Source organism: Luteimonas sp. A482 (assembly GCF_054072655.1).
Genome location: NZ_JBSVRO010000002.1, coordinates 104,826 through 123,526, shown reverse-complemented (window position 1 = coordinate 123,526; position 18,701 = coordinate 104,826). Strand labels below are relative to the sequence as shown.

The following is an 18,701-nucleotide window of genomic DNA, read 5'->3' as shown; positions in this document are numbered from 1 at the left end:
CGCTGATTATCCGGGATTGCGGGCCTGTGCGGCCTGTGTCCGCGCCCTGCCCGGCCCGTGCGGGAGCCGCCCTGCAACCATCGGCGTCCAGCGCGCATCCGGGGTATAGTGCCTCGTTGCCGCTGCAACGACTCTGGTCGAAGGATGGTTGCCATGGCTCCCCGATTCCTGTTCTGCCTGCTCCTGGCCTGCGCCGCGCTGCCCGTGGCTGCCCGCCAGCCCGCGATGATGGACGCCAACGGCGCCAGCGCCGGCTGCGATGCCACTGCGGAAGGCGAGTCCGAGACTGAAGTGCTGCGTCCCGGCGACAAGCGCGCGGTCGTGCCCAACCGCACCCGCGCCACGACGCCGCGCCGCGGCGAATCCGAACCGGCGGCGCGTCCGCCGCGCTGGCACAGCTTCCTGCCGGGCATGATCCGCTGAGGGATCCGGATTGGCCGCAGGCCTGATCCGCCGGCTGCTGGGCCGCGCACCCGATCCGATCAACGACGCGACCTGGGCGCAGGTCCACGCCAGGGTGCGCTGGATCGCCGCGCTTGATCCCCTCCGCGCCGCGCGCCTGCGTGCGCTGGCCACGCTGTTCCTGCAGCGCAAGACCATCACCCCGATCGATCCACTGCGGCTCGACGACACCCAGCGCGCGCTGCTGGCGGCGCTGTGCTGCCTGCCGCTGCTCGAGTTCGGCGAACAGGGCCTGCACGGCTGGTCGCAACTGATCGTCTATCCGGATGCGTTCCGGGTGAACCGCAGCCACGTCGACGCCGCCGGCGTGCTGCACGAATGGGACGACGAACTGATCGGCGAAGCATGGGACGGTGGCCCGCTGATCCTGTCGTGGGCCGACGTCGAGACCGACCTGGACGATCCGCACGCCGGCTTCTGCGTGGCCGTGCACGAGATGGCGCACAAGCTCGATGCGCTCGACGGCGCGCTCGACGGCACACCGCCGCTGCCGCGCGACTGGCAGCGCAGCTGGGCGCGGGATTTCCAGCAGGCCTACGACGCGCTGGTGGCCGAAGTGGACGGCGGCGGCGAGGTCGGCATCGACCCCTACGCGGCCGAGGCGCCGGAGGAATTCTTCGCCGTGTGCAGCGAATACCATTTCAGCGATCCGGCATTGCTGCGCGACATGTTTCCGCAGGTGGCGGCGCACTTCGAACGGTTCTACGGACCTTCGCCTTCGGCGTGAGTGCCTGCTTCGGCGTGTCGGCGGCGATGGCGCGAAAGAGGATCCCTACATCGCGCCGGCGGGTTTGGCCGCTTCTCCGCCGTGAAGCGCCACGCCGCGATGACCGGGTGCGTCAGAGCCCCGGCGGCAGCCGCACTTCGAAACGGGCGCCGCCCAGTTCGGTCGAGCGGCCCACGTGCAGTTCGCCGCGGTAGCTGCGGATGATGTCCTGCACGATCGACAGGCCGATCCCGTGTCCATGCACGCGCTCGTCGCCGCGCACGCCGCGCTGGAGCACCAACGGGATCCGCTCGTCCGGAATGCCGGGGCCGTCGTCGTCGACCGCCAGCAGCAGGCCCGGCCGGCGGTTGGGCGCGGTCTCACCGGTCTTGACCGTCAGCAGCACGCGCGCGCCGGCCCACTTGAACGCGTTCTCGATCAGGTTGCCCAGCAGTTCCTGCAGGTCGCCCGGCTCGCCGTGGAAGCGCGCGGCGGGATCGATGTCGAACTCGCACAGCACGCCCTTGCCGGCGTAGATCTTCTCCAGGCTCTGCACCAGGGTCTCGGCGCAGGGCTCGACCTCCACCGGCGCGGCAAACAGCTTGTGCCCGGTGGAAGCCGCGCGGCCAAGCTGGTAGCTGACCAGGTCACTCATGCGCTGCAGCTGGGTCGCGACGTCCTCGCGCAGCTCCTGCTCGTCCACGTCCGATTCGAGGCGCGCGCGCAGCACCGCCAGCGGCGTCTTCAGGCTGTGTGCCAGGTCGGACATGGTATTGCGCTGCTGCTCGAGGTTCTCGCGCTCGCTTTCGATCAGTGCGTTGATGCTGTCGGTCAGCGGCTCGAGTTCGCGCGGATGGCGCTCGCCCATTCGATGCGCCTGGCCGCGCTGCACGCGCTTGAGTTCGTCCACCACCTTGTGCAGCGGCCACAGGCTCCAGCGCAGCACCAGGGTCTGCAGCAGCAGCAGGATCAGGCCGGAAATACCGAGGTAGCCCCACAGCGCGGCACGGAACACGCGCACCTGGCGGGGTACGGTGCCGGCGTCCTCCATCACGTAGATCGTGTAGGGGAACTCGGCCGCGGGCGCGCCCTCCTGCGCCCAGACCATGCCCAGGCCGTAACGGTAGACATGGCCCGGCGAACCGTCGCTGCGGACCATGGGCAGCGGACCTTCGAACTTCTCCTCGCCGCCGGCCAGCGGGAGCGCCTCTGGCAGCTGCGGGCCCGACGCCGAGCGCGATGTCCAGCTGGCGCTGGGCAACACGACTTCGGCATAGAGCCCGCTGCCCGGACGGTCGAAGCGATCGTCGGGGCCATTGTCGGGGACGTAGATGTCGCCGCTGCGCAGGAACTCCACGTCGCCCGCATAGGCGAACATGTAGTTGCGCAGCCGATCGCGCTGGCCCTCGCTGGCCACGTCGAGGAAGGCGCGGTCGAGCGCATAGCCGGCCAGCGCCAGGAACGCGATCAGGCCGAGGCTGGCCGCCATCAGCTGCCGCGCCTGCAGCGAGCGCGGACGCCAGGGCAGGACGCGGGCGGACTTGCCGGTGCTCATCGGGTCAGGAACGGATCATGCTGCGCAGGCCGACGCGCGGGACGGCGCCCACGATAGCCGATGCCGCGATGCCGCGGCCCGCGGAGGGCGCGGGCCGTTGCGCTCAGCCTTCGCCGTTACGCGGGATGGCGAAGCGGTAGCCGCGACCACGTACCGTCTCGATCGGCTTGAGCGTGCCTTCCGGATCGAGCTTCTTGCGCAGGCGGCCGATGAAGACCTCGAGCACGTTGGAATCGCGGTCGAAGTCCTGCTGGTAGATGTGCTCGGTGAGGTCGGCCTTCGAGACCAGTTCGCCGGCGTGCATCATCAGGTACTCGAGCACCTTGTACTCGTAGCTGGTGAGGTCGACGTTCTGGCCGTGCACGGTCACCGTCTGCGCGGCGAGGTCGAGCACCACCGCGCCGCATTCGAGCGTGGGCTTGCTCCAGCCGGCCGCGCGGCGCACCAGCGCGTTGATGCGCGCCAGCAGTTCCTCGACGTGGAAGGGCTTGACCAGGTAGTCGTCGGCGCCCTGCTTGAGGCCGTCGACCTTGTCCTGCCAGCTCGAACGCGCGGTCAGGATCAACACCGGGAACTGCTTGCCCTCGTCGCGCAACGCCTTGATCAGCTCCATGCCCGACATCTTGGGCAGGCCGAGGTCGATGATGCCGACGTCGAATGGCACCTCGCGACCCATGTACAGGCCTTCCTCGCCGTCCTGCGCAGCATCGACGGCGAAGCCTTCGCGCTTCAGGCGCGCGGCCAGCGTTTCACGCAGCGGAGCTTCGTCTTCGACCAGCAGGATGCGCATGGATGACTCCGTTCAGAATTGTGAGGCGACCAGTCTGGCCGTACTTTCCTGAACAGAGTGCAGCGTCAGTCGTGGTCGTCGCGTGTAGATTGCCGCCGCGGCTGCGGCGGGGGCTGGCGACGCGGGTCATCGACGTAGACGCGGACCCGGCCGCGGTCGTCCATGGCCTTGATCCGGTTGACGTCGCGACCGTCGGCCTGGATGCGCTCGGCGCTGAGCACGCGGCTGCCGCGGTTGCTGCGCTCGAACTGGCGCACCGAATCAGACAGCTCATCGCGATTGCGCAGTCGCTGCTCCTGGCTGCGCTCGCCGCGTTCGGCATCGCGGCGTTCGCGCGGCTCCTCCTGTGCCCAGGCCGCGGACATGAGGACGCCTCCCGCGAGCGCGGCAACCAGGACGACCTTCATGCGGAACTGCACAGGGGGCATGTCGAAAACCGCGGCGGACCTTTCGGATCGGACCGGCATTCTTGAAAGAACGCGGTGAATCCCCCCTTAACTTTTCCTTCACCAGTGCGCAGGGGTTCATCGCGGTGAACGGATCAGAACAATTCCGCAACGCAACATCGCAGAGAACCGCCGGCCGCCTCGATCGCGCCCAGCTCGACGCTCCCAACCGCCAGCCCTGCCTCCTGCAGCGTCCTCCGCGTCCCGGAAGCGAGCGCCGCAGCGGCCGTGGCGCTCATCCAGACGGCGTCCCCGCCCAGGCAGATGGCGTTGCCCGCGAACGCGGCGCGCTCCGCCGGCGCGAGCCGCGCGGCGTGCGGATACAGCGCGGCGATGGCCTCGGACACGCCGGGATCGGCGAAGCCATCCGCGCAGGCCAGCAGCACGCGCCCGGCGAGCACCGCGAGCACGACGTTGGTGTGGTATTCGCCCGCGGCCAGGTCGAACATCAGGGTCGCGCGCAGGCCGAAGGCGTCGTGCATCAGCGCCGCGCCGCGCTGGTCGCAACGCTCGGACAGGCCGCAGTAGCCCAGGCCCCGCGCGCGATCGATCACCAGCGCGCCGGTGAGTTCGCAAGGATGCGGCTGGGTCGACAGGTCGATCTCGGCATAGCCGAGCACGTCGCCGAACCAGGCGCGGATATCGCTGCGCCGCGCCTCGCGCTGGCGCACCGGATGCCGCATCCGGCCGACAATCAAGCGCGGCACGAACGCATTCGGCGCGGCGGCGTCCGCGCGTGCGGTGGCGAAGACGTTGTTGGGGAACAGGCCGTCGGGCGCGCTGGCATCGCCGGCAAAGCAGATCGTCGGCAGCTGCGTCGACAGCGCCTGGTGCAGCGCACGGTGCTCGTGCAGGGCGCGGACCGCGTCGAATGCGCCGGCATCGGCCATGTAGCGGTTGTCCGCCGCCGAATCCGCCGCGCGTGCAAAGCCATCGGGCGAGACCAGGAAGGCGGCGCGCGCGGTCGCCGGACCGAAGTCCGGCTGGCTGCTGCGGGCGAAGGCGGCAAACGCCGCGATATCGCGCGTGATCACGCCACGACCGCGCCGCGCATGGTGGCCGCGAGCGCGCGTTCCACCAGGTCCCAGCCGGCACCGGGCAGGTGCGTGCCTTCGCTCAGCACCTGGCGATACGCGCGGCCGCCCGGCTGGCCGTGGAACAGACCCAGGATGTGCCGGCTGATGTGCCGCAGCGGCACGCCGCTTGCCAGCTGTGCGACGGCGTAGGGCTGCAGCGCGCGCAGCAGGTCCGCACGCGGCCGCGGATCGACGTCGCGCAGCGCCGCATCGACCAGGTGCAGCGTGTAGGGATCGTGGTAGGCGGCGCGACCGAGCATGGCGCCATCGACGTGGTCCAGGTGCGCCAGCGTTTCCGCCAGTGAGGCGATGCCGCCGTTGACCACCACCTGCAGCGCCGGCCGCTCGCGCTTGAGCCGGTACGCCCAGTCATAGCGCAGCGGCGGCACTTCGCGGTTCTCCTTCGGGCTCAGCCCCTTGAGCCAGGCGTTACGCGCGTGCACCACGAACATGCGGCAGCCGGCGGCGGCCACGGTATCGATGAAGTCCATGAAGCGGTCGAAATCGTGGTCGTCGTCCACGCCAAGCCGGCACTTCACCGTCACCGGCACGGGCCGCGCCGACGACGCCACCGCCGCGATCATCGCCGCCACGCCGTCGGCCACCAGCGCCGGCTCGCGCATCAGGCAGGCACCGAAGCGCCCCGCCTGCACGCGGTCGGAGGGGCAGCCGCAGTTGAGGTTGATCTCGTCGAAACCGTGCTCGGCTCCGATCCGCGCGGCCTGCGCCAGCAGCGCCGGCTCGCTGCCGCCCAGCTGCAGTGCCACCGGATGCTCCACCGGATCCATCGCCAGCAGCCTGGCGCGGTCGCCGTGGATCACCGCGTTGGCGTGCACCATCTCGCTGTACAGCCGCGCCGACGGCGCCAGCAGGCGATGGAAGACCCGGCAGTGGCTGTCGGTCCAGTCCATCATCGGGGCCACCGAAAGACGCATCAGTTCGGGCAGGATGTTGGGCGAGGCGATCATCGGCTCACATTGTACGAACGAGCGCGCTCTTGCGGCTGGAAGTAGCGCAGCACACCCTTCTCGGGCCTTGGACGACCTTGAAGCGGCACACCCACCTCCGACCTGAGTGGCGAAAAGCTCGCCGTGAAGATCCAGCCTGCATCCGTTTGCCATTTATATCAATACGGATATATTAATGCCCGCCAAGCCAATCGCGTTCTCTGGACCGCCTCCGGGAGTTCACCGATGACGCGAAGCGAGACGCCGGCTACCAGTTGGACCGCGTGCAGCACGGATTGCAGCCGGACGACTTCAAACCCATGCCCACGATCGGCAAGGGCGTCGAGGAAATCCGGGTGCGGGACGACACGGGCGCCTACCGCCGCGTCCTGTACACCGCCCGGTTGGCCGATGCCGTCTATGTGCTTCATGCCTTCCAGAAGAAGACGCAAGCCACGTCGAAGCGGGATGTCGAACTCGCGAAGCAGCGCTTCGCCCTGTTGAGCAGGAAGTGACCATGAACAAGTCCAAGGCCGAACGATATGCCAGCGTCTGGGATGCGCTTGCCGACACCGCCGAGGAAGCCGCCAACCTCAAGGTCCGTGCGGAACTGATGCGAAAGATCGCCTCGCTCATCCAGGAAAGCGGCTGGACGCAGGCCGCGGCGGCCGAGCATTGCGGCATCACCCAGCCACGCATCAACGACCTGCTCCGCGGCCGCATCTCGCGCTTCTCGCTGGATGCGCTGGTGAACATCGCGGCATCGCTGGGCCAACAAGTCCGCATCGCACTGGAAGCCGCCTAGCGCTGATTCGGCGACTTCAAAGGGCCACTACTCATCAAGAGCCGGACCTGACGTTGAAACTGAACCTGACCCCGATATCCGGTCGACCGCCTACAACACCTGGTACGCGATGGTCGACCGCGACGACGACGTCAAGGTGGGCTCGAAGTCGACCGCGGTCCTGTGGGGATGGCGGTGTTCGCGGGCATCGCCGCAGACTTCGCGCTGAGCGGCACGTGAGATCGACCCTAACGGGGCGGAGGCAGCCGATCTGGCTTAATCGCCAACGTTCCCTCCGGCCAGGTTGCTGATGGCTCCTATCCCGCTGACTCCACCAGATCCCGCGCAGCGCCCTACTGCGCTGTCGGCAATGCGCTACCCGATCTTCCGCAAGGTCTGGCTGGCGAGCGCCTCCTCCAATTTCGGCGGCATGATCCAGTCGGTCGGCGCGTCCTGGCTGATGATCTCGATTGCGCAGTCGGAGCGCATGGTGGCGCTGGTGCAGGGGTCGATCGCGCTGCCGGTCATGCTGTTTTCGCTGGTGGCCGGCGCGATGGCGGACAATTTCGACCGGCGCAAGATCATGCTCGGCGCGCAGCTGTTCATGCTGCTCGTGTCGGTCGCGCTGTCGGTGTGCGCCTGGTCCGCGTTGATCACGCCGTGGTTGCTGCTGCTGTTCACGTTCCTGATCGGCTGCGGTGCGGCGTTCAACGCGCCGGCGTGGCAGGCATCCGTCGGCGACATGGTGCCGCGCGCGGAGTTGCCGGGCGCGGTGGCCTTCAACAGCATGGGCTTCAACATCGCCCGCAGCGTCGGGCCCGCGATTGGCGGCGCCATTGTCGCGGCCGCCGGCGCCGCTGCGGCGTTCGCGGTGAATGCCGTCAGCTACATCGCGTTGATCGTCGTGCTGGCGCGTTGGCGCCCGCCGCGGGATCCGCGGGTGCTGCCGCCGGAAACGCTCGGGGTCGCGATCGCCGCAGGCATCCGCTATGTCGCGATGTCACCCGCCATTCGCAGCGTCCTGGTCCGCAGCGCCGTTTTCGGTGTCGGCGCGAGTGCGGTCATGGCGCTCATGCCCCTGGTGGCCAAGGATCTGATCGCCGGCGGGCCGCTGAGCTATGGCCTGCTGCTCGGCGCATTCGGCGTGGGTGCGATAGGCGGCGCGATGGGCAGTGCGTACTTGCGCGACGTGCTGTCGACCGAGGGTCTCGTGTGTTGCGCCTGCATCGCCTTTGCCGTTGCCGCGGCGCTCGCTGCCGTGAGCGCACAGCTGTTGCTGACGATGGCAGCGCTCATGCTCGGCGGCGCCGCGTGGGTGCTGGCGTTGTCGACATTCAACGTCACGGTGCAGCTGTCCACCCCGCGCTGGGTGGTGGCGCGCGCGCTGTCGCTGTACCAGATGGCCGCGTTCGGCGGCATAGCGACAGGCAGCTGGCTGTGGGGATTCGTTGCGGAGCGCGGCGACGTGCGGACGGCGCTGCTCTCAGCAGCGGGGGTCATGATCGTCTGCGCGGCGCTTGGCCGCTGGCTGCCATTGGCGAAACTGACGGAGCTCAATCTCGATCCGCTGCGCCGCTGGCAGGAGCCGGCCACCGCCGTCCCGGTCCAGTCGCGGACGGGTCCGGTGGTGGTCACCGTCGAGTACGTCATCCGCGAAGAGGACGTCCTCGAGTTCCTTGAAGCGATGGCGGAGCGGCGGCGCATCCGTCGCCGCGACGGGGCACGCAACTGGAGGGTGCTGCGCGATCTCGCCGATCCGCAGGTCTGGATCGAGCGCTACGAGACGCCGACGTGGCTGGATTACATCCGCCACAACAGCCGCCTGACCCACGACGACGCGACCATTCCGGAACATCTGCGCGCGCTGCACCAGGGGCCCGGCGCGCCGCAGGTCCGGCGGATGATCGAACGCCAGACCAGCGCCCTTCACACGGTTGCCGTCGCCGGGCCGTCGGCGCTGAGCGAACCGCTGATCGATCCCAACCGGTCGGCCTAGCCACGACCGCTGGCGCGCGACATTCAGGGCACCCGCGCCGCGACCCATGCATCGACCCAGGCCACGCCGGCGCGCCGCAGCGCCGTTGCCGCGGCATGCAGGGTGGCGCCGGTGGTCATGACGTCATCGACCAGAGCCACGTGCCGCGGCACCGCGGCAACGACAGGGCGCGCGCCAGCGGCCGCGCGAGCTCCAGCGCCTGGTCGTAGCCGCGTTCGCGCAGGCGCGCGCGGTGCAGCGGGATCGGCAACAGCGCGTCGGGCCGCGGCAGCGGAGCGAATGCGCTGGCGAAGAACGGGGCACTCCAGGTTCAATTACATCCTCCCCAAAAGTGAACCCGACCCTGAGGTTTCCCCGCGTTTTCTCCCGCGAGATCAGAAGCTTGCGCTGATTTCGGTGGAAACAAGTGCGCGCATGGCGCAGCCTTCGAGGTGACTAAGCCAGAGAAGGACTGACGACCATGCGCGCCAGCCAAGTATTGCAGAAGTGTCTGCCTCGCTCACTTTCCGGCATGCATGCGCTCCGCGAGCGCGCTTTGCTGCGTGCAGTCGAGGCACTGTTGCAAGGCCGGCGGCTGACGCTGATGGATGTTGCGCGTGCATGGCCCGATGCAACACGCATTCGGGCGCCGCTCAAGGCGTTCGATCGATTGCTCAGCAACAGACACCTGCATGCCGAGCGGGCTGCAATCGATCACGAGATGGCGCGCTGGCTGTTGCGTGGTCCGCAGCCGGTGATCGTTATCGACTGGTCCGACCTGAAGCCGGACAAAAGCTGGTGTCTGCTGCGCGCTGTAGTCCCGGTCGGCGGGCGCACGTTGACGCTGCTCGACATGGTCGTACCGGGCCGCGAGCAAGGCGCACCGGGGCCGGAGAAGCGATTCCTGCAGCAGTTGCGCGCCATCGTGCCCGAGGGCGTGACGCCCATCTTGGTGACCGATGCTGGCTTCCGCACACCGTGGTTTCGCGCGGTCTCGGCGATCGGTTGGCATTGGGTCGGTCGATTGCGTGGGCGTACACAGGTCAAGCCGCAGGACGCGCCCGACAGCCTCGATTAATGGGTCGATAGCCGCCAGTTACATGTGCTGGCTTCGACGAGGCCGCACGAATTGCCGACAATGCTGGCGAACCGGAGCGATCCGATCCAGTGTCGCCTGTGGTCTACGCCAAAGCGCGACAAGGACGGACGAATCCGAATCGACGCACGCGAATCAAAACATCACGCTCGATGGCAAGCCTGAAAGCGTCTGCCCGAGAGCGGGAACCCTGGCTGATCATCGCCTCGTCCGAACTCCGCGCCCCCAGCGCCCGTCAACTCGTGAATCTCTATGCGCGGCGCATGCAGATCGAACTCGCGTTTCGCGATCTCAAATCACATCGCTACGGACAAGGCATGGAAGACAGCCTGACCCGACACGGCGCACGTCTACAGATGCTGCTGCTCGTGAGCACACTGGCCAGCTTCGTCAGCTGGCTCGCAGGTCTGGGCTGCGAGGCGACCGGTATCGCGCACTGGCTCTCGCCCATCCGAAGCACGCGCAAGCTCTACTCGACCTTACGCATTGGACGCGAAGCGCTGGTCAGGCGATGGCCACTGGAACCGGTATCCAAGTGGCTGGATCGCGTGCGATCTCTGCCCCGAGCGGTGCTGGATCAGATGGCCTTGGCCGCATGAAAACGTGGGGAAACCTTAGAACCTGACCCCGTTCTTGCCGGCGATCAGGCCGATCGCGGCGGCGATGATGCCCATGATCTTGCCGGCGGAAAGTACGTCGATGCGCTTGATGACCATTCGAACCCCTCCCCAGGGTCGCGCCGGCGGCTTACCGGCACCCCGAGTCTAGCCCGGCCCGGCTCAGGCCGCCTCGTAGGCTCCGTAGGCCCGCAGGCGCTCGTAGCGGCGCTGCAGCAGGCCGTCGAGGGGCAGCTGCTCGAGCGCGTTGAGCTCGTTCATCAGCACGGCCTTGAGCCGCTTGGCCATCTGCATCGGGTTGCGGTGGGCGCCGCCGATGGGCTCGCGTATGACCTTGTCGACCAGGCCCAGGCCCTTGAGCCGCTTCGCGGTCAGGCCCAACTGCTCGGCGGCGTCCTTGGCCTTGGCCGCGGTCTTCCACAGGATTGAGGCGCAGCCTTCCGGGGTAATCACCGAGTAGGTGCTGTATTCGAGCATCAGGGTGCGGTCGCCGACACCGATCGCCAGCGCGCCGCCGGAGCCGCCTTCGCCGATCACCGTGCAGATGATCGGAGTGCGCAGCTCGGCCATTTCCATCAGGTTGCGGGCGATCGCCTCGGACTGGCCCCGCTCCTCGGCGCCGATGCCCGGATAGGCACCCATGGTGTCGATGAAGGTCAGCAACGGCAATTGGAAGCGCTCGGCCAGCTTCATCAGCCGCAGCGCCTTGCGGTAGCCCTCGGGGCGCGGCATGCCGAAGTTGCGCTTGAGCTTGGCTTTGGTGTCGCGGCCTTTCTCGTGGCCGATCACCACCATCGGGCGCCCGTCGATCCGGGCCAGGCCACCGACGATGGCGGCGTCGTCGGCGTAGGCGCGATCGCCCGCCAGCTCCTGGAACTCGTCGCAGATCACCCGCAGGTAGTCCAGCGTGTAAGGCCGGGCCGGATGGCGCGAGAGCTGCGAGACCTGCCACGGGGTCAGGTCGCGGAAGATGTGGGCGGTGCGCTGGCGCAGCTTGTTCTGCAGCGTGTGTACCTCGGCGTCGACATTGACCGCCGGCCCATGGCTGGCATGTCGCAGTTCCTGGATCTTGGCTTTCAGGTCGGCGATGGGCTGCTCGAAATCGAGGTAGTTCGGGTTCATGCCACCAGTTTAGCCGAGCATGGCTCGGCGCTACGACGCCCACGGCTTGTTCAGGTGCAGGCGGACCCCGCGCACCCCCGGCAGGCCCCGCAGCAGCCCGGGCAGGGCGGCATCGGCACGCACGCCCTGGCCGCCGTTGATGCTGAGCCGGCCGATGGCCTCGTCGGTGATCGCCTCGATCAGCAGCGGGGTGGCTCCGGCGTGGCCCTGCAGGGCCTGGTTGAAGCCGCCCACGGCCGCCGCTTCGCGCAGGTCGAGCTTTACCGACAGGCGCTGCGCGTGCTGCCGGCAGATCTCGGTGTAATCCCAGCAGCGTCGCGCGCGCAGCGCGAAGCCGCCGCTGAACTCGTCCGCACGCAGGCCGCCCTCGATCACCAGGATGCGGTCGCGGGTCAGCAACTGCGCATGGTCCTGCCAGGCCTCGGCGAAGAACGCGCATTCGACCCGGCCGTGGCCGTCGTCGAGCTGGACGAAGGCCTGCGAGTCGCCGCGCTTGCGCATCGCCACGACCTGACCAGCCACGACCGTGGTCGCTTACTGGCGCCAGCCGCGGCGTTCTTCCTGCGGGCGGTCGTTCCAGATCCGGTCCAGGTCGCCCAGGTCGTGGCCAACCAGGCCGCGCAGCTCGTCGCGATAGGGATCCAGCGGATGGCCGCTGAGGTAATGGCCCAGGGTTTCGCGTTCGCCCTGCAGGCGCTGCAGCAGCGGCCATTCCGGCGCCTGTGGCAGTTCCAGCGCCAGCGACGGTCCGCTGGCAGCATCATCGCCGCCGCCGAACAACGACACCTGGCCCGCGTCGCGCTCGCGCGCCAGTTGCTCGGTCGCCTTCAGCACTTCGGGCAATTGCAGCATCAGCGAAGCGCGATTCGGGCCCAGGGCATCCAGCGCACCGGCGTTGACCAGCGCTTCAAGCGCACGCTTGTTGAGCTTGGTCGAATCCACCCGCTGGCAGAAATCCAGCAGGTCGGCGAACGCGCCGCCGCGCGCGCGCTCGTCGACGATCGCCTCGCAGGCGCCGCGGCCGACGCCCTTCACCGCGCCCAGGCCGTAGCGCACCGTTCGCACGTCGATCGCTTCGAACATGTAGCCCGATGCATTCGCATCCGGCGCCTGCACGTCCAGGCCCATCACCCGCGCCTCGTCGAGGAAGCCGACCACCTTGTCGGTGTTGTCCATGTCGCTGGACAGCACCGCGGCCATGAACTCGGCCGGATAGTGGGTCTTCAGCCACGCGGTCTGGTAGGACACCAGTGCGTAGGCCGCGGCGTGCGACTTGTTGAAGCCGTAGCCGGCGAATTTTTCCAGCAGGTCGAAGATCGGGCCCGCTTCGCGTGGCTGGATGCCACGGCTCTCAAGCGCACCGGCCTCGAACTTGGCGCGCTCCTTGGCCATCTCCTCGACTTTCTTCTTGCCCATCGCCCGGCGCAGCAGGTCGCGCCGCTGCCGGGCTTCATCGAGGCGTTCGCCGGCACCAGCATCTACTCGGCGGACGACATGCCGCGGATCGATGTCCTGCTGATCACGCACGATCATTTCGATCATCTGGACTATCCGACGATCCTGGCACTTGAGCCCGTGGTGGACCGGGTGGTCACCGGGCTCGGCGTCGGCGCGCATTTCGAGTCGTGGGGTTACGACGCCACGCGGATAGACGAGCTCGACTGGAACGACACGCTTGCGCTCACGGAAGACCTGGCGCTTCATGCCACGCCCGCCCGCCATTACTCCGGGCGCACGTTCACCCGCAACAAATCGCTGTGGGTCGGCTTCGCCATGGAGACGCCGCAGCGGCGGATATTCTTCAGCGGTGACTCCGGCTATGGCGACCATTTCGCCGCGATCGGGCAGCGCTACGGCCCGTTCGACTGGGTGGCACTCGACACCGGCCAGTACGACCCGCGCTGGGCCAACCTGCACATGAATCCGGAACAGGCGGCCCAGGCCGCGGTGGATCTCGGGGCGCGGGTGCTGACGCCGCAACACGTGGGGCGTTTCACCCTCGCGCGGCATGACTGGAACGACCCGTTCGACCGTCTTGTCGAGGCCAGCAAGGGGCGCGACTACGTCCTGTGGACGCCGACGATCGGCCAGCCGGTGCACTTCGATGACCGACCGCAGGTGTTCACGGCGTGGTGGATGTCCACCACCAATCATGACGCGACCGCAGGCACGCATCCCGCACCCGCGACCGCTCCGGCACGAGGACGCACGCCATGACATCTCCGGATCCCCGCACCGCCACAAGCGACACGCCTGCCGTCCAGCAGGCCGGGGCGCAACCCGCTTACTGGAGCGGCGTGTTCGCGATGACGATGTGCGTGTTCGCGCTCATCGCCTCGGAGTTCATGCCCGTCAGCCTGCTGACGCCCATCGCCGCGGATCTGCGGATCAGCGAAGGCTGGGCGGGTTACGGGATCGCCATCTCGGGCGCCTTCGCGGTGCTGACCAGCCTGTCCATCTCGACCCTCGCCGGCACGATGAACCGCAAGACCCTGCTGCTGGCGATGACGGCGCTCATGTGCGCGTCGGGCCTCATCGTCGGGCTGGCGCCCGACTATCTGACCTACATGATCGGCCGTGCGCTGATCGGTGTGGTCGTGGGCGGGTTCTGGTCGCTGTCGGCAGCGGTGGCGATGCGGCTGGTGCCGACCGATCAGGTGCCCAGGGCGCTGGCCATCTTCAATGGCGGCAACGCGCTGGCGGTGGTGGTGGCCGCGCCACTGGGTGCGTGGCTTGGCGGCGTCATCGGTTGGCGCGGTGCATTCCTGTGCCTGGTGCCGGTCGCGCTGATCGCGCTTGTCTGGCAATGGATCAGCCTGCCGTCGATGCCGGCCGGCCCGCGCACGGCGGGCTCCGGCAACGTCTTTCGCCTGTTCAAGCGCCGCGTGGTGACGCTTGGCATGCTGGCGGTCGGCGCCTTCTTCATGGGGCAGTTCGTGCTGTTCACCTACGTGCGGCCGTTCCTCGAGATGGTGACGCTGGTGGACGTGGCCACGCTGTCCTTCATCCTGCTGATCATCGGCGTCGCCGGCCTCATCGGCACTGCGGTCATCGGCATCGCCCTGAAGATGGATTTCTACCGCACGCTGGTCGCGATCCCGCTGCTGATGGCGGTGATCGCGGTGGCGCTGGTCGCGTTCGGCGGCTGGCTTGCCGGCGTGGCGGTGCTGTTCGGTCTCTGGGGCCTGCTGGCCACGGCCGCGCCCGTGGGCTGGTGGTCGTGGGTGGCCAGGACACTGCCGGACGACGCCGAGGCCGGCGGCGGGCTGATGGTGGCGGTCATCCAGTTGTCCATCGCGCTGGGCTCGACGGTCGGCGGCGTGCTGTTCGACACGAGTGGCTATGCGACCACGTTCGTGGTGAGCGCCGCCGTATTGGTGGCCGCCGCATTGCTGGCGTTGCTCGCGGCGCGCGCCGACAAGACCCCAGCCTGAAGCCTTGAATTCCCGCATCCGAAAATCCCCACACAGGGATCTCGCAATGACCACGAAGGCCTGCGGCATGGTCCCAGGAGCGGCGGCTTCCATCCCCACGGCAAGCCACCGTCAGTTGGGCGCGCCACCGGTCCGATCCTGCGGCAGCGCATAGGCGATGACGTAATCGCCGCGGTCGGGCGACACGCGCGCGCCGCCGGGGGTGACCACCACGTACTGGCGGCCGGTGCGCGGCGAGACATAGGTCATCGGGCCGGCCTGGCTGCCGACCGGCAGGCGGCCCTTCCACAAAGTCTCGCCGGTGCGGCCGTCGAGCGCGCGCAGGTAGTAGTCCTGGGTGCCGGCGAAGAACACCAGCCCCGACTGTGTCGATAGTGGCCCGCCCAACGTCGGCATGCCGATCGGGATCGGCAGCAGCATCTTGATTCCGAGTGGGCCTGTATCCTGCACGGTGCCCAGTGGCACCTGCCAGAGGATCCGGCGGTTGGCCAGGTCGATCGCGGTCATGGTGCCGAACGGCGGCTTCTGGCACGGGATCCCGAGCTGGGACAGGAAGCGCTCGCGCATGGCGCCGTAGGGCGTTCCTTCCATGGGCACGATGCCCATCTCGATGCCGCTGGCATCGGTGGGCACGTCCTCGCGCCTGACCATGTAGTTGGCCAGGCCCAGGCGCATGTCGTTGACGTACAGGGTGTGGGTGGTCGGGTCGACCGCCGCGCCGCCCCAGTTCATCCCGCCCAGCGAGCCCGGCATCTGCAGCGAGCGGTCCAGCCCCGGCGGGGTGTAGACGCCCTCGTGGCGCATGGACTTGAACTGGATGCGGCACAGCAGCTGGTCCAGCGGCGTGGCGCCCCACATGTCGGACTCGACCAGGGTCTGGTTGCCGATCGAAGGCATGCCGACCGAGTACGGTTGGGTCGGCGCATAGCGCTCGCCGGGCAGGTCGCCCTGCGGTACGGGCTTTTCGGCCACTTCGGTGATCGGTGCGCCGGTGCGGCGGTCGAGCACGAAGATCTCGCCCTGCTTGGTGATCTGCACCAGCGCCGGCACGCTGCCACCGCTGCCGTCGGGCAGGTCGTACAGCAGCGGCTGGGCCGGGATGTCGAAGTCCCACAGATCTCGGTGGGTCATCTGGTAGTGCCAGCGCGGCCGGCCGGTGGCGACGTCCAGCGCGACCACGGCCGAGGAATAGCGCTCGTCCAGTTCGCTGCGATGGCCGGACCAGAAATCCGGCGTGGCGTTGCCGGTCGGCGCGTAGACCAGCCCGAGCGCTGCGTCGTAGGACATCGCGGCCCAGACGTTGGGGGTGCCGCGGGTGTAGGTTTCACCCTCCGGCGGCAAGCCGGTGATGGCCGGATTGCCCGGATCCCAGGCCCAGGCGAGTTCGCCGCTGATCGCATCGAAGGCGCGGACCACGCCCGGCGGTTCGTCGACCGAGAAGTTGTCGGCCACGCGGCCGCCGACCACCACCACGTTGCCGGCCACCAGCGGGTTCGAGGTCTGCTGGTAGTAGCCGGGCAGGATCTCGCCCATGCCGACGCCCAGGTCGACCGTGCCGCCGTCGCCAAACCCGGCGCAGGGCAGGCCCGTATCGGCGTCGAGCGCGATCAGGCGGGCGTCGAGGGTCGGCAGGAACAGTCGGCGGCGGCAGCCGCGCGACGTGGGCATGGCGTTGACGTTGACGCCCTCGGCGGCTTCGGAGGCGGCCCGGGGTTCGACTTCGGGGCCTGCCTCGGCGGCCTGCTCCGTCGCCGCGTCATCGTCGATGGCTGCGACGGGAGGCGTGGCGTTGCGGCTCGTCGGGTCGCGGCTCATGGTGCCGCCGTCCGCGCTGCGGGGATCCGCCGTCCTGGCCGGCGGCTGCGCCGGAGCGCCGGGGTCGGCCGTGTGTTGCGACCCGACCGGCAGCCCGGCGCCGCCCTGCTCGTGGTAGCCGAGCCCGCGGCAACGCTGCCAGTTGGGCGCGGTGGCCTGCGGATCGAAGCGCCACTTCTCTTCGCCGGTGTCGACATCGAGCGCCAGCACGGTGCCGTAGGCGGTGCAGACAAACAGGTCGGTGCCGATCTGCAGCGGCGTGTTCTGGTCTTCCGCGCCGGAGCCGGTGCTCTCGGGAATGTCGCCGGTGCGGGCGGTCCAGGCCACTTCCAGCGCGCCGACGTTGTCGCGGTCGATCTGGTCGAGTGCGGCGAAGCGGGTGCCCGCGGTGTCCTGTCCCCAATGCCGCCACTCGCTCTGGCGTTCGCCCGCGACGACGGGTGTCACCGCGGCGCCGGCGCCATCGGCCTCCACCAGCACCTGCGGCGTGAACATCGCCACCACGCCCACGGCCAGGCAGGCGCCAAGCGCCACTGCAACACCCCACGCGCCGCGATGCCGGCCAGGATGGCCATCGCGCCGCGCCAACGACGGATACGCCAGGGCGACCAGCAGGCCGATCACGCCGAGTGCGAACAGCCGCGAGATCAGCGGCCAAGCCTCCAGTCCCACCTCCCGCAGCGCCCAGGGCACCGTGGCCAGCAAGACCGCCGCATACAGCCAGGCGCCCGTCCGCCGTCCCATGAACATCAACGCCGCCGAAGCGGTCATGCCGAGGCCTGCAAGCAGGAAGTACCAGCTGCCGCCGCGGCTCACGAGAACGCCGCCGCCGATGGCCATGAACAGGCCGAACAGCAGGACCGGCACTGCGGCCACGTACGTCGGCCAGACGCGGGATGAGGCGGTTTTCATTGGGCTGTCCATTGTTCAATTCCACCAGAGCTGGAGATGCAGATCCGCCGAGCGGTCGATTCCATCGGGCGCCGTCACATCACTCCAGAGCGCGACCATGGTCTACCAGAAGATAGACCACCGCACAGCTCAGCATGTGCAGCAGTCCCGGCGACGTCGGGTTGGTGCTATTCCGCCAGCTCGTACACCACATCCAATGCCAGGCTCAAGGTGTTTTCGCCGGGAGCGATAGGGACGTTCGCACTCGCATCAGTCGCCGCCTGCTCGACGACCGTGCCACGCGCGTATGCGACTCCGATGGGAGCGCGCCCGCGGGTCTCATCCACGCTGACGACACGCGTCACGCGTAGTCCAAGATGTTCCGCATAGAGGTCCGCACGCTTGCGTGCCTTGACCAGCGCCATGCCGCGTGCCTCATCCAGCACTGCGTCCTTGTCGGCGATGTCGAACATCGGGCCATTGACCTGGTTTGCCCCGACAGCGATCAGCGCATCGAGGATCGTACCGAGTGCGGAGATCTCGCGGACGGTGATGTTCACCGTATTGGAGGCGTAGTAGCCATTGATGCGAGGGGGGCGGTTGGCGACATAGGCATAGTCCGGATTGATGCTCACGCCACTAGTCTGCATGTCTTTCAACTCGATTCCGGCTGCCGTGACGGCGTTGACGACAGAGGCCATCTCCTTGCTGTTCAGTGCGATCGCCGCCTTGGCATCCGCCCCTCGACTCACGACACCCGTCGTGAGTACTGCCAGGTCAGGAGTGCGTTTGATCTCCGCGCTGGCGGATACGGCAACGAGGGTTGTGTCGCTGCTGCTGTCTGCGATGCCCTGTGGCCCGCAGGCGGCCAACAGGGATACCGAAGCAAGAGCTATAAGGAAAAAGGGCGCGGGCGAGTTCTGATCAAGACGTGGCATTCGGGTTCCAAGTTTTGGAGGCCCCATCGAGAACGCACGCCCACGGC

Annotated in this window: 15 protein-coding genes and 3 pseudogenes; 8 read left to right on the top strand and 10 right to left on the bottom strand. The window is 68.3% G+C overall.

The window, feature by feature from the left end:
- The first annotated feature begins 153 nt into the window (after window positions 1–153).
- Together ACW5DW_RS09160 and ACW5DW_RS09155 are read left to right on the top strand one after the other, a co-directional pair.
- The gene (locus ACW5DW_RS09160; protein ID WP_457018526.1) at window positions 154–423 is read left to right on the top strand and encodes a hypothetical protein; all 270 of its coding nucleotides are present in this window, start codon (window positions 154–156) and stop codon (window positions 421–423) included.
- A 25-nt stretch (window positions 424–448) separates the two neighbouring features.
- Entirely contained in the window at window positions 449–1,189 is a 741-nt protein-coding gene (locus ACW5DW_RS09155; protein ID WP_457018853.1) for a M90 family metallopeptidase, read from the top strand.
- A gap of 112 nt (window positions 1,190–1,301) precedes the next feature.
- Here the strand turns inward: ACW5DW_RS09155 and ACW5DW_RS09150 are convergent, their stop codons facing one another.
- The 5 genes from ACW5DW_RS09150 to dusA form a co-directional block, all read right to left on the bottom strand.
- Complete coding sequence (locus ACW5DW_RS09150; RefSeq protein ID WP_457018525.1) at window positions 1,302–2,723, bottom strand: ATP-binding protein; 1,422 nt, start codon at window positions 2,721–2,723, stop codon at window positions 1,302–1,304.
- Between the two features lie 103 nt (window positions 2,724–2,826).
- Entirely contained in the window at window positions 2,827–3,513 is a 687-nt protein-coding gene (locus ACW5DW_RS09145; protein WP_298579641.1) for a response regulator transcription factor, read from the bottom strand.
- A gap of 65 nt (window positions 3,514–3,578) precedes the next feature.
- Window positions 3,579–3,878, bottom strand: a complete 300-nt coding sequence (locus ACW5DW_RS09140) for a hypothetical protein (RefSeq protein WP_457018524.1) — start codon at window positions 3,876–3,878, stop codon at window positions 3,579–3,581.
- Between the two features lie 176 nt (window positions 3,879–4,054).
- A complete protein-coding gene (locus tag ACW5DW_RS09135; protein WP_457018523.1) occupies window positions 4,055–4,993 on the bottom strand; it encodes an arginine deiminase-related protein in 939 nt (312 codons plus the stop codon).
- Entirely contained in the window at window positions 4,990–6,003 is a 1,014-nt protein-coding gene (gene dusA / locus ACW5DW_RS09130; protein WP_457018522.1) for a tRNA dihydrouridine(20/20a) synthase DusA, read from the bottom strand. The genes ACW5DW_RS09135 and dusA overlap by 4 nt, the downstream gene beginning before the upstream one ends.
- Window positions 6,004–6,203: 200 nt before the next feature.
- Here dusA and ACW5DW_RS09125 point away from each other — a divergent pair, with 200 nt between their 5' ends.
- From ACW5DW_RS09125 to ACW5DW_RS09115, 3 genes are all read left to right on the top strand, one after another.
- Window positions 6,204–6,497: a type II toxin-antitoxin system RelE/ParE family toxin gene (locus ACW5DW_RS09125; protein WP_457018852.1), complete on the top strand. Its 294-nt coding sequence runs from the start codon at window positions 6,204–6,206 to the stop codon at window positions 6,495–6,497.
- Between the two features lie 2 nt (window positions 6,498–6,499).
- Window positions 6,500–6,787, top strand: coding sequence for a helix-turn-helix domain-containing protein (locus tag ACW5DW_RS09120; protein WP_457018521.1), 288 nt, complete (start codon window positions 6,500–6,502; stop codon window positions 6,785–6,787).
- Window positions 6,788–7,076: 289 nt separating this feature from the next.
- Window positions 7,077–8,762 carry an MFS transporter gene (locus ACW5DW_RS09115; RefSeq protein ID WP_457018520.1) on the top strand — a complete coding sequence of 562 codons (1,686 nt, stop codon included), beginning with the start codon at window positions 7,077–7,079 and terminating at the stop codon, window positions 8,760–8,762.
- A gap of 23 nt (window positions 8,763–8,785) precedes the next feature.
- On the opposite strand, the pseudogene ACW5DW_RS09110 reads toward ACW5DW_RS09115, so the two are convergent.
- Window positions 8,786–9,033, bottom strand: a pseudogene (locus tag ACW5DW_RS09110) (ComF family protein); the annotation flags it as partial.
- Window positions 9,034–9,222: 189 nt separating this feature from the next.
- Here ACW5DW_RS09110 and ACW5DW_RS09105 point away from each other — a divergent pair.
- Window positions 9,223–10,436: pseudogene (locus tag ACW5DW_RS09105) on the top strand (IS4 family transposase).
- A 180-nt stretch (window positions 10,437–10,616) separates the two neighbouring features.
- Here ACW5DW_RS09105 and ACW5DW_RS09100 read toward each other — a convergent pair.
- Together ACW5DW_RS09100 and ACW5DW_RS09095 are read right to left on the bottom strand one after the other, a co-directional pair.
- On the bottom strand, window positions 10,617–11,576 hold the full coding sequence (locus ACW5DW_RS09100; RefSeq protein ID WP_457018519.1) for an acetyl-CoA carboxylase carboxyltransferase subunit alpha: 960 nt from the start codon (window positions 11,574–11,576) through the stop codon (window positions 10,617–10,619).
- Window positions 11,577–11,606: 30 nt separating this feature from the next.
- Window positions 11,607–13,010: pseudogene (locus ACW5DW_RS09095) on the bottom strand (helix-hairpin-helix domain-containing protein); the annotation flags it as partial.
- 60 nt (window positions 13,011–13,070) lie between these two features.
- On the opposite strand from ACW5DW_RS09095, the gene ACW5DW_RS09090 reads away from it, so the two are divergent.
- Together ACW5DW_RS09090 and ACW5DW_RS09085 are read left to right on the top strand one after the other, a co-directional pair.
- Window positions 13,071–13,793, top strand: coding sequence for an MBL fold metallo-hydrolase (locus tag ACW5DW_RS09090; RefSeq protein WP_457018518.1), 723 nt, complete (start codon window positions 13,071–13,073; stop codon window positions 13,791–13,793).
- Window positions 13,790–15,010: an MFS transporter gene (locus ACW5DW_RS09085; RefSeq protein WP_457018517.1), complete on the top strand. Its 1,221-nt coding sequence runs from the start codon at window positions 13,790–13,792 to the stop codon at window positions 15,008–15,010. The genes ACW5DW_RS09090 and ACW5DW_RS09085 overlap by 4 nt, the downstream gene beginning before the upstream one ends.
- 111 nt (window positions 15,011–15,121) lie before the next feature.
- Here the strand turns inward: ACW5DW_RS09085 and ACW5DW_RS09080 are convergent, their stop codons facing one another.
- Together ACW5DW_RS09080 and ACW5DW_RS09075 are read right to left on the bottom strand one after the other, a co-directional pair.
- Window positions 15,122–17,737, bottom strand: coding sequence for an outer membrane protein assembly factor BamB family protein (locus tag ACW5DW_RS09080; protein ID WP_457018516.1), 2,616 nt, complete (start codon window positions 17,735–17,737; stop codon window positions 15,122–15,124).
- A gap of 167 nt (window positions 17,738–17,904) precedes the next feature.
- The gene (locus ACW5DW_RS09075) at window positions 17,905–18,654 is read right to left on the bottom strand and encodes an SIMPL domain-containing protein (RefSeq protein ID WP_457018515.1); all 750 of its coding nucleotides are present in this window, start codon (window positions 18,652–18,654) and stop codon (window positions 17,905–17,907) included.
- Window positions 18,655–18,701 lie beyond the last annotated feature (47 nt).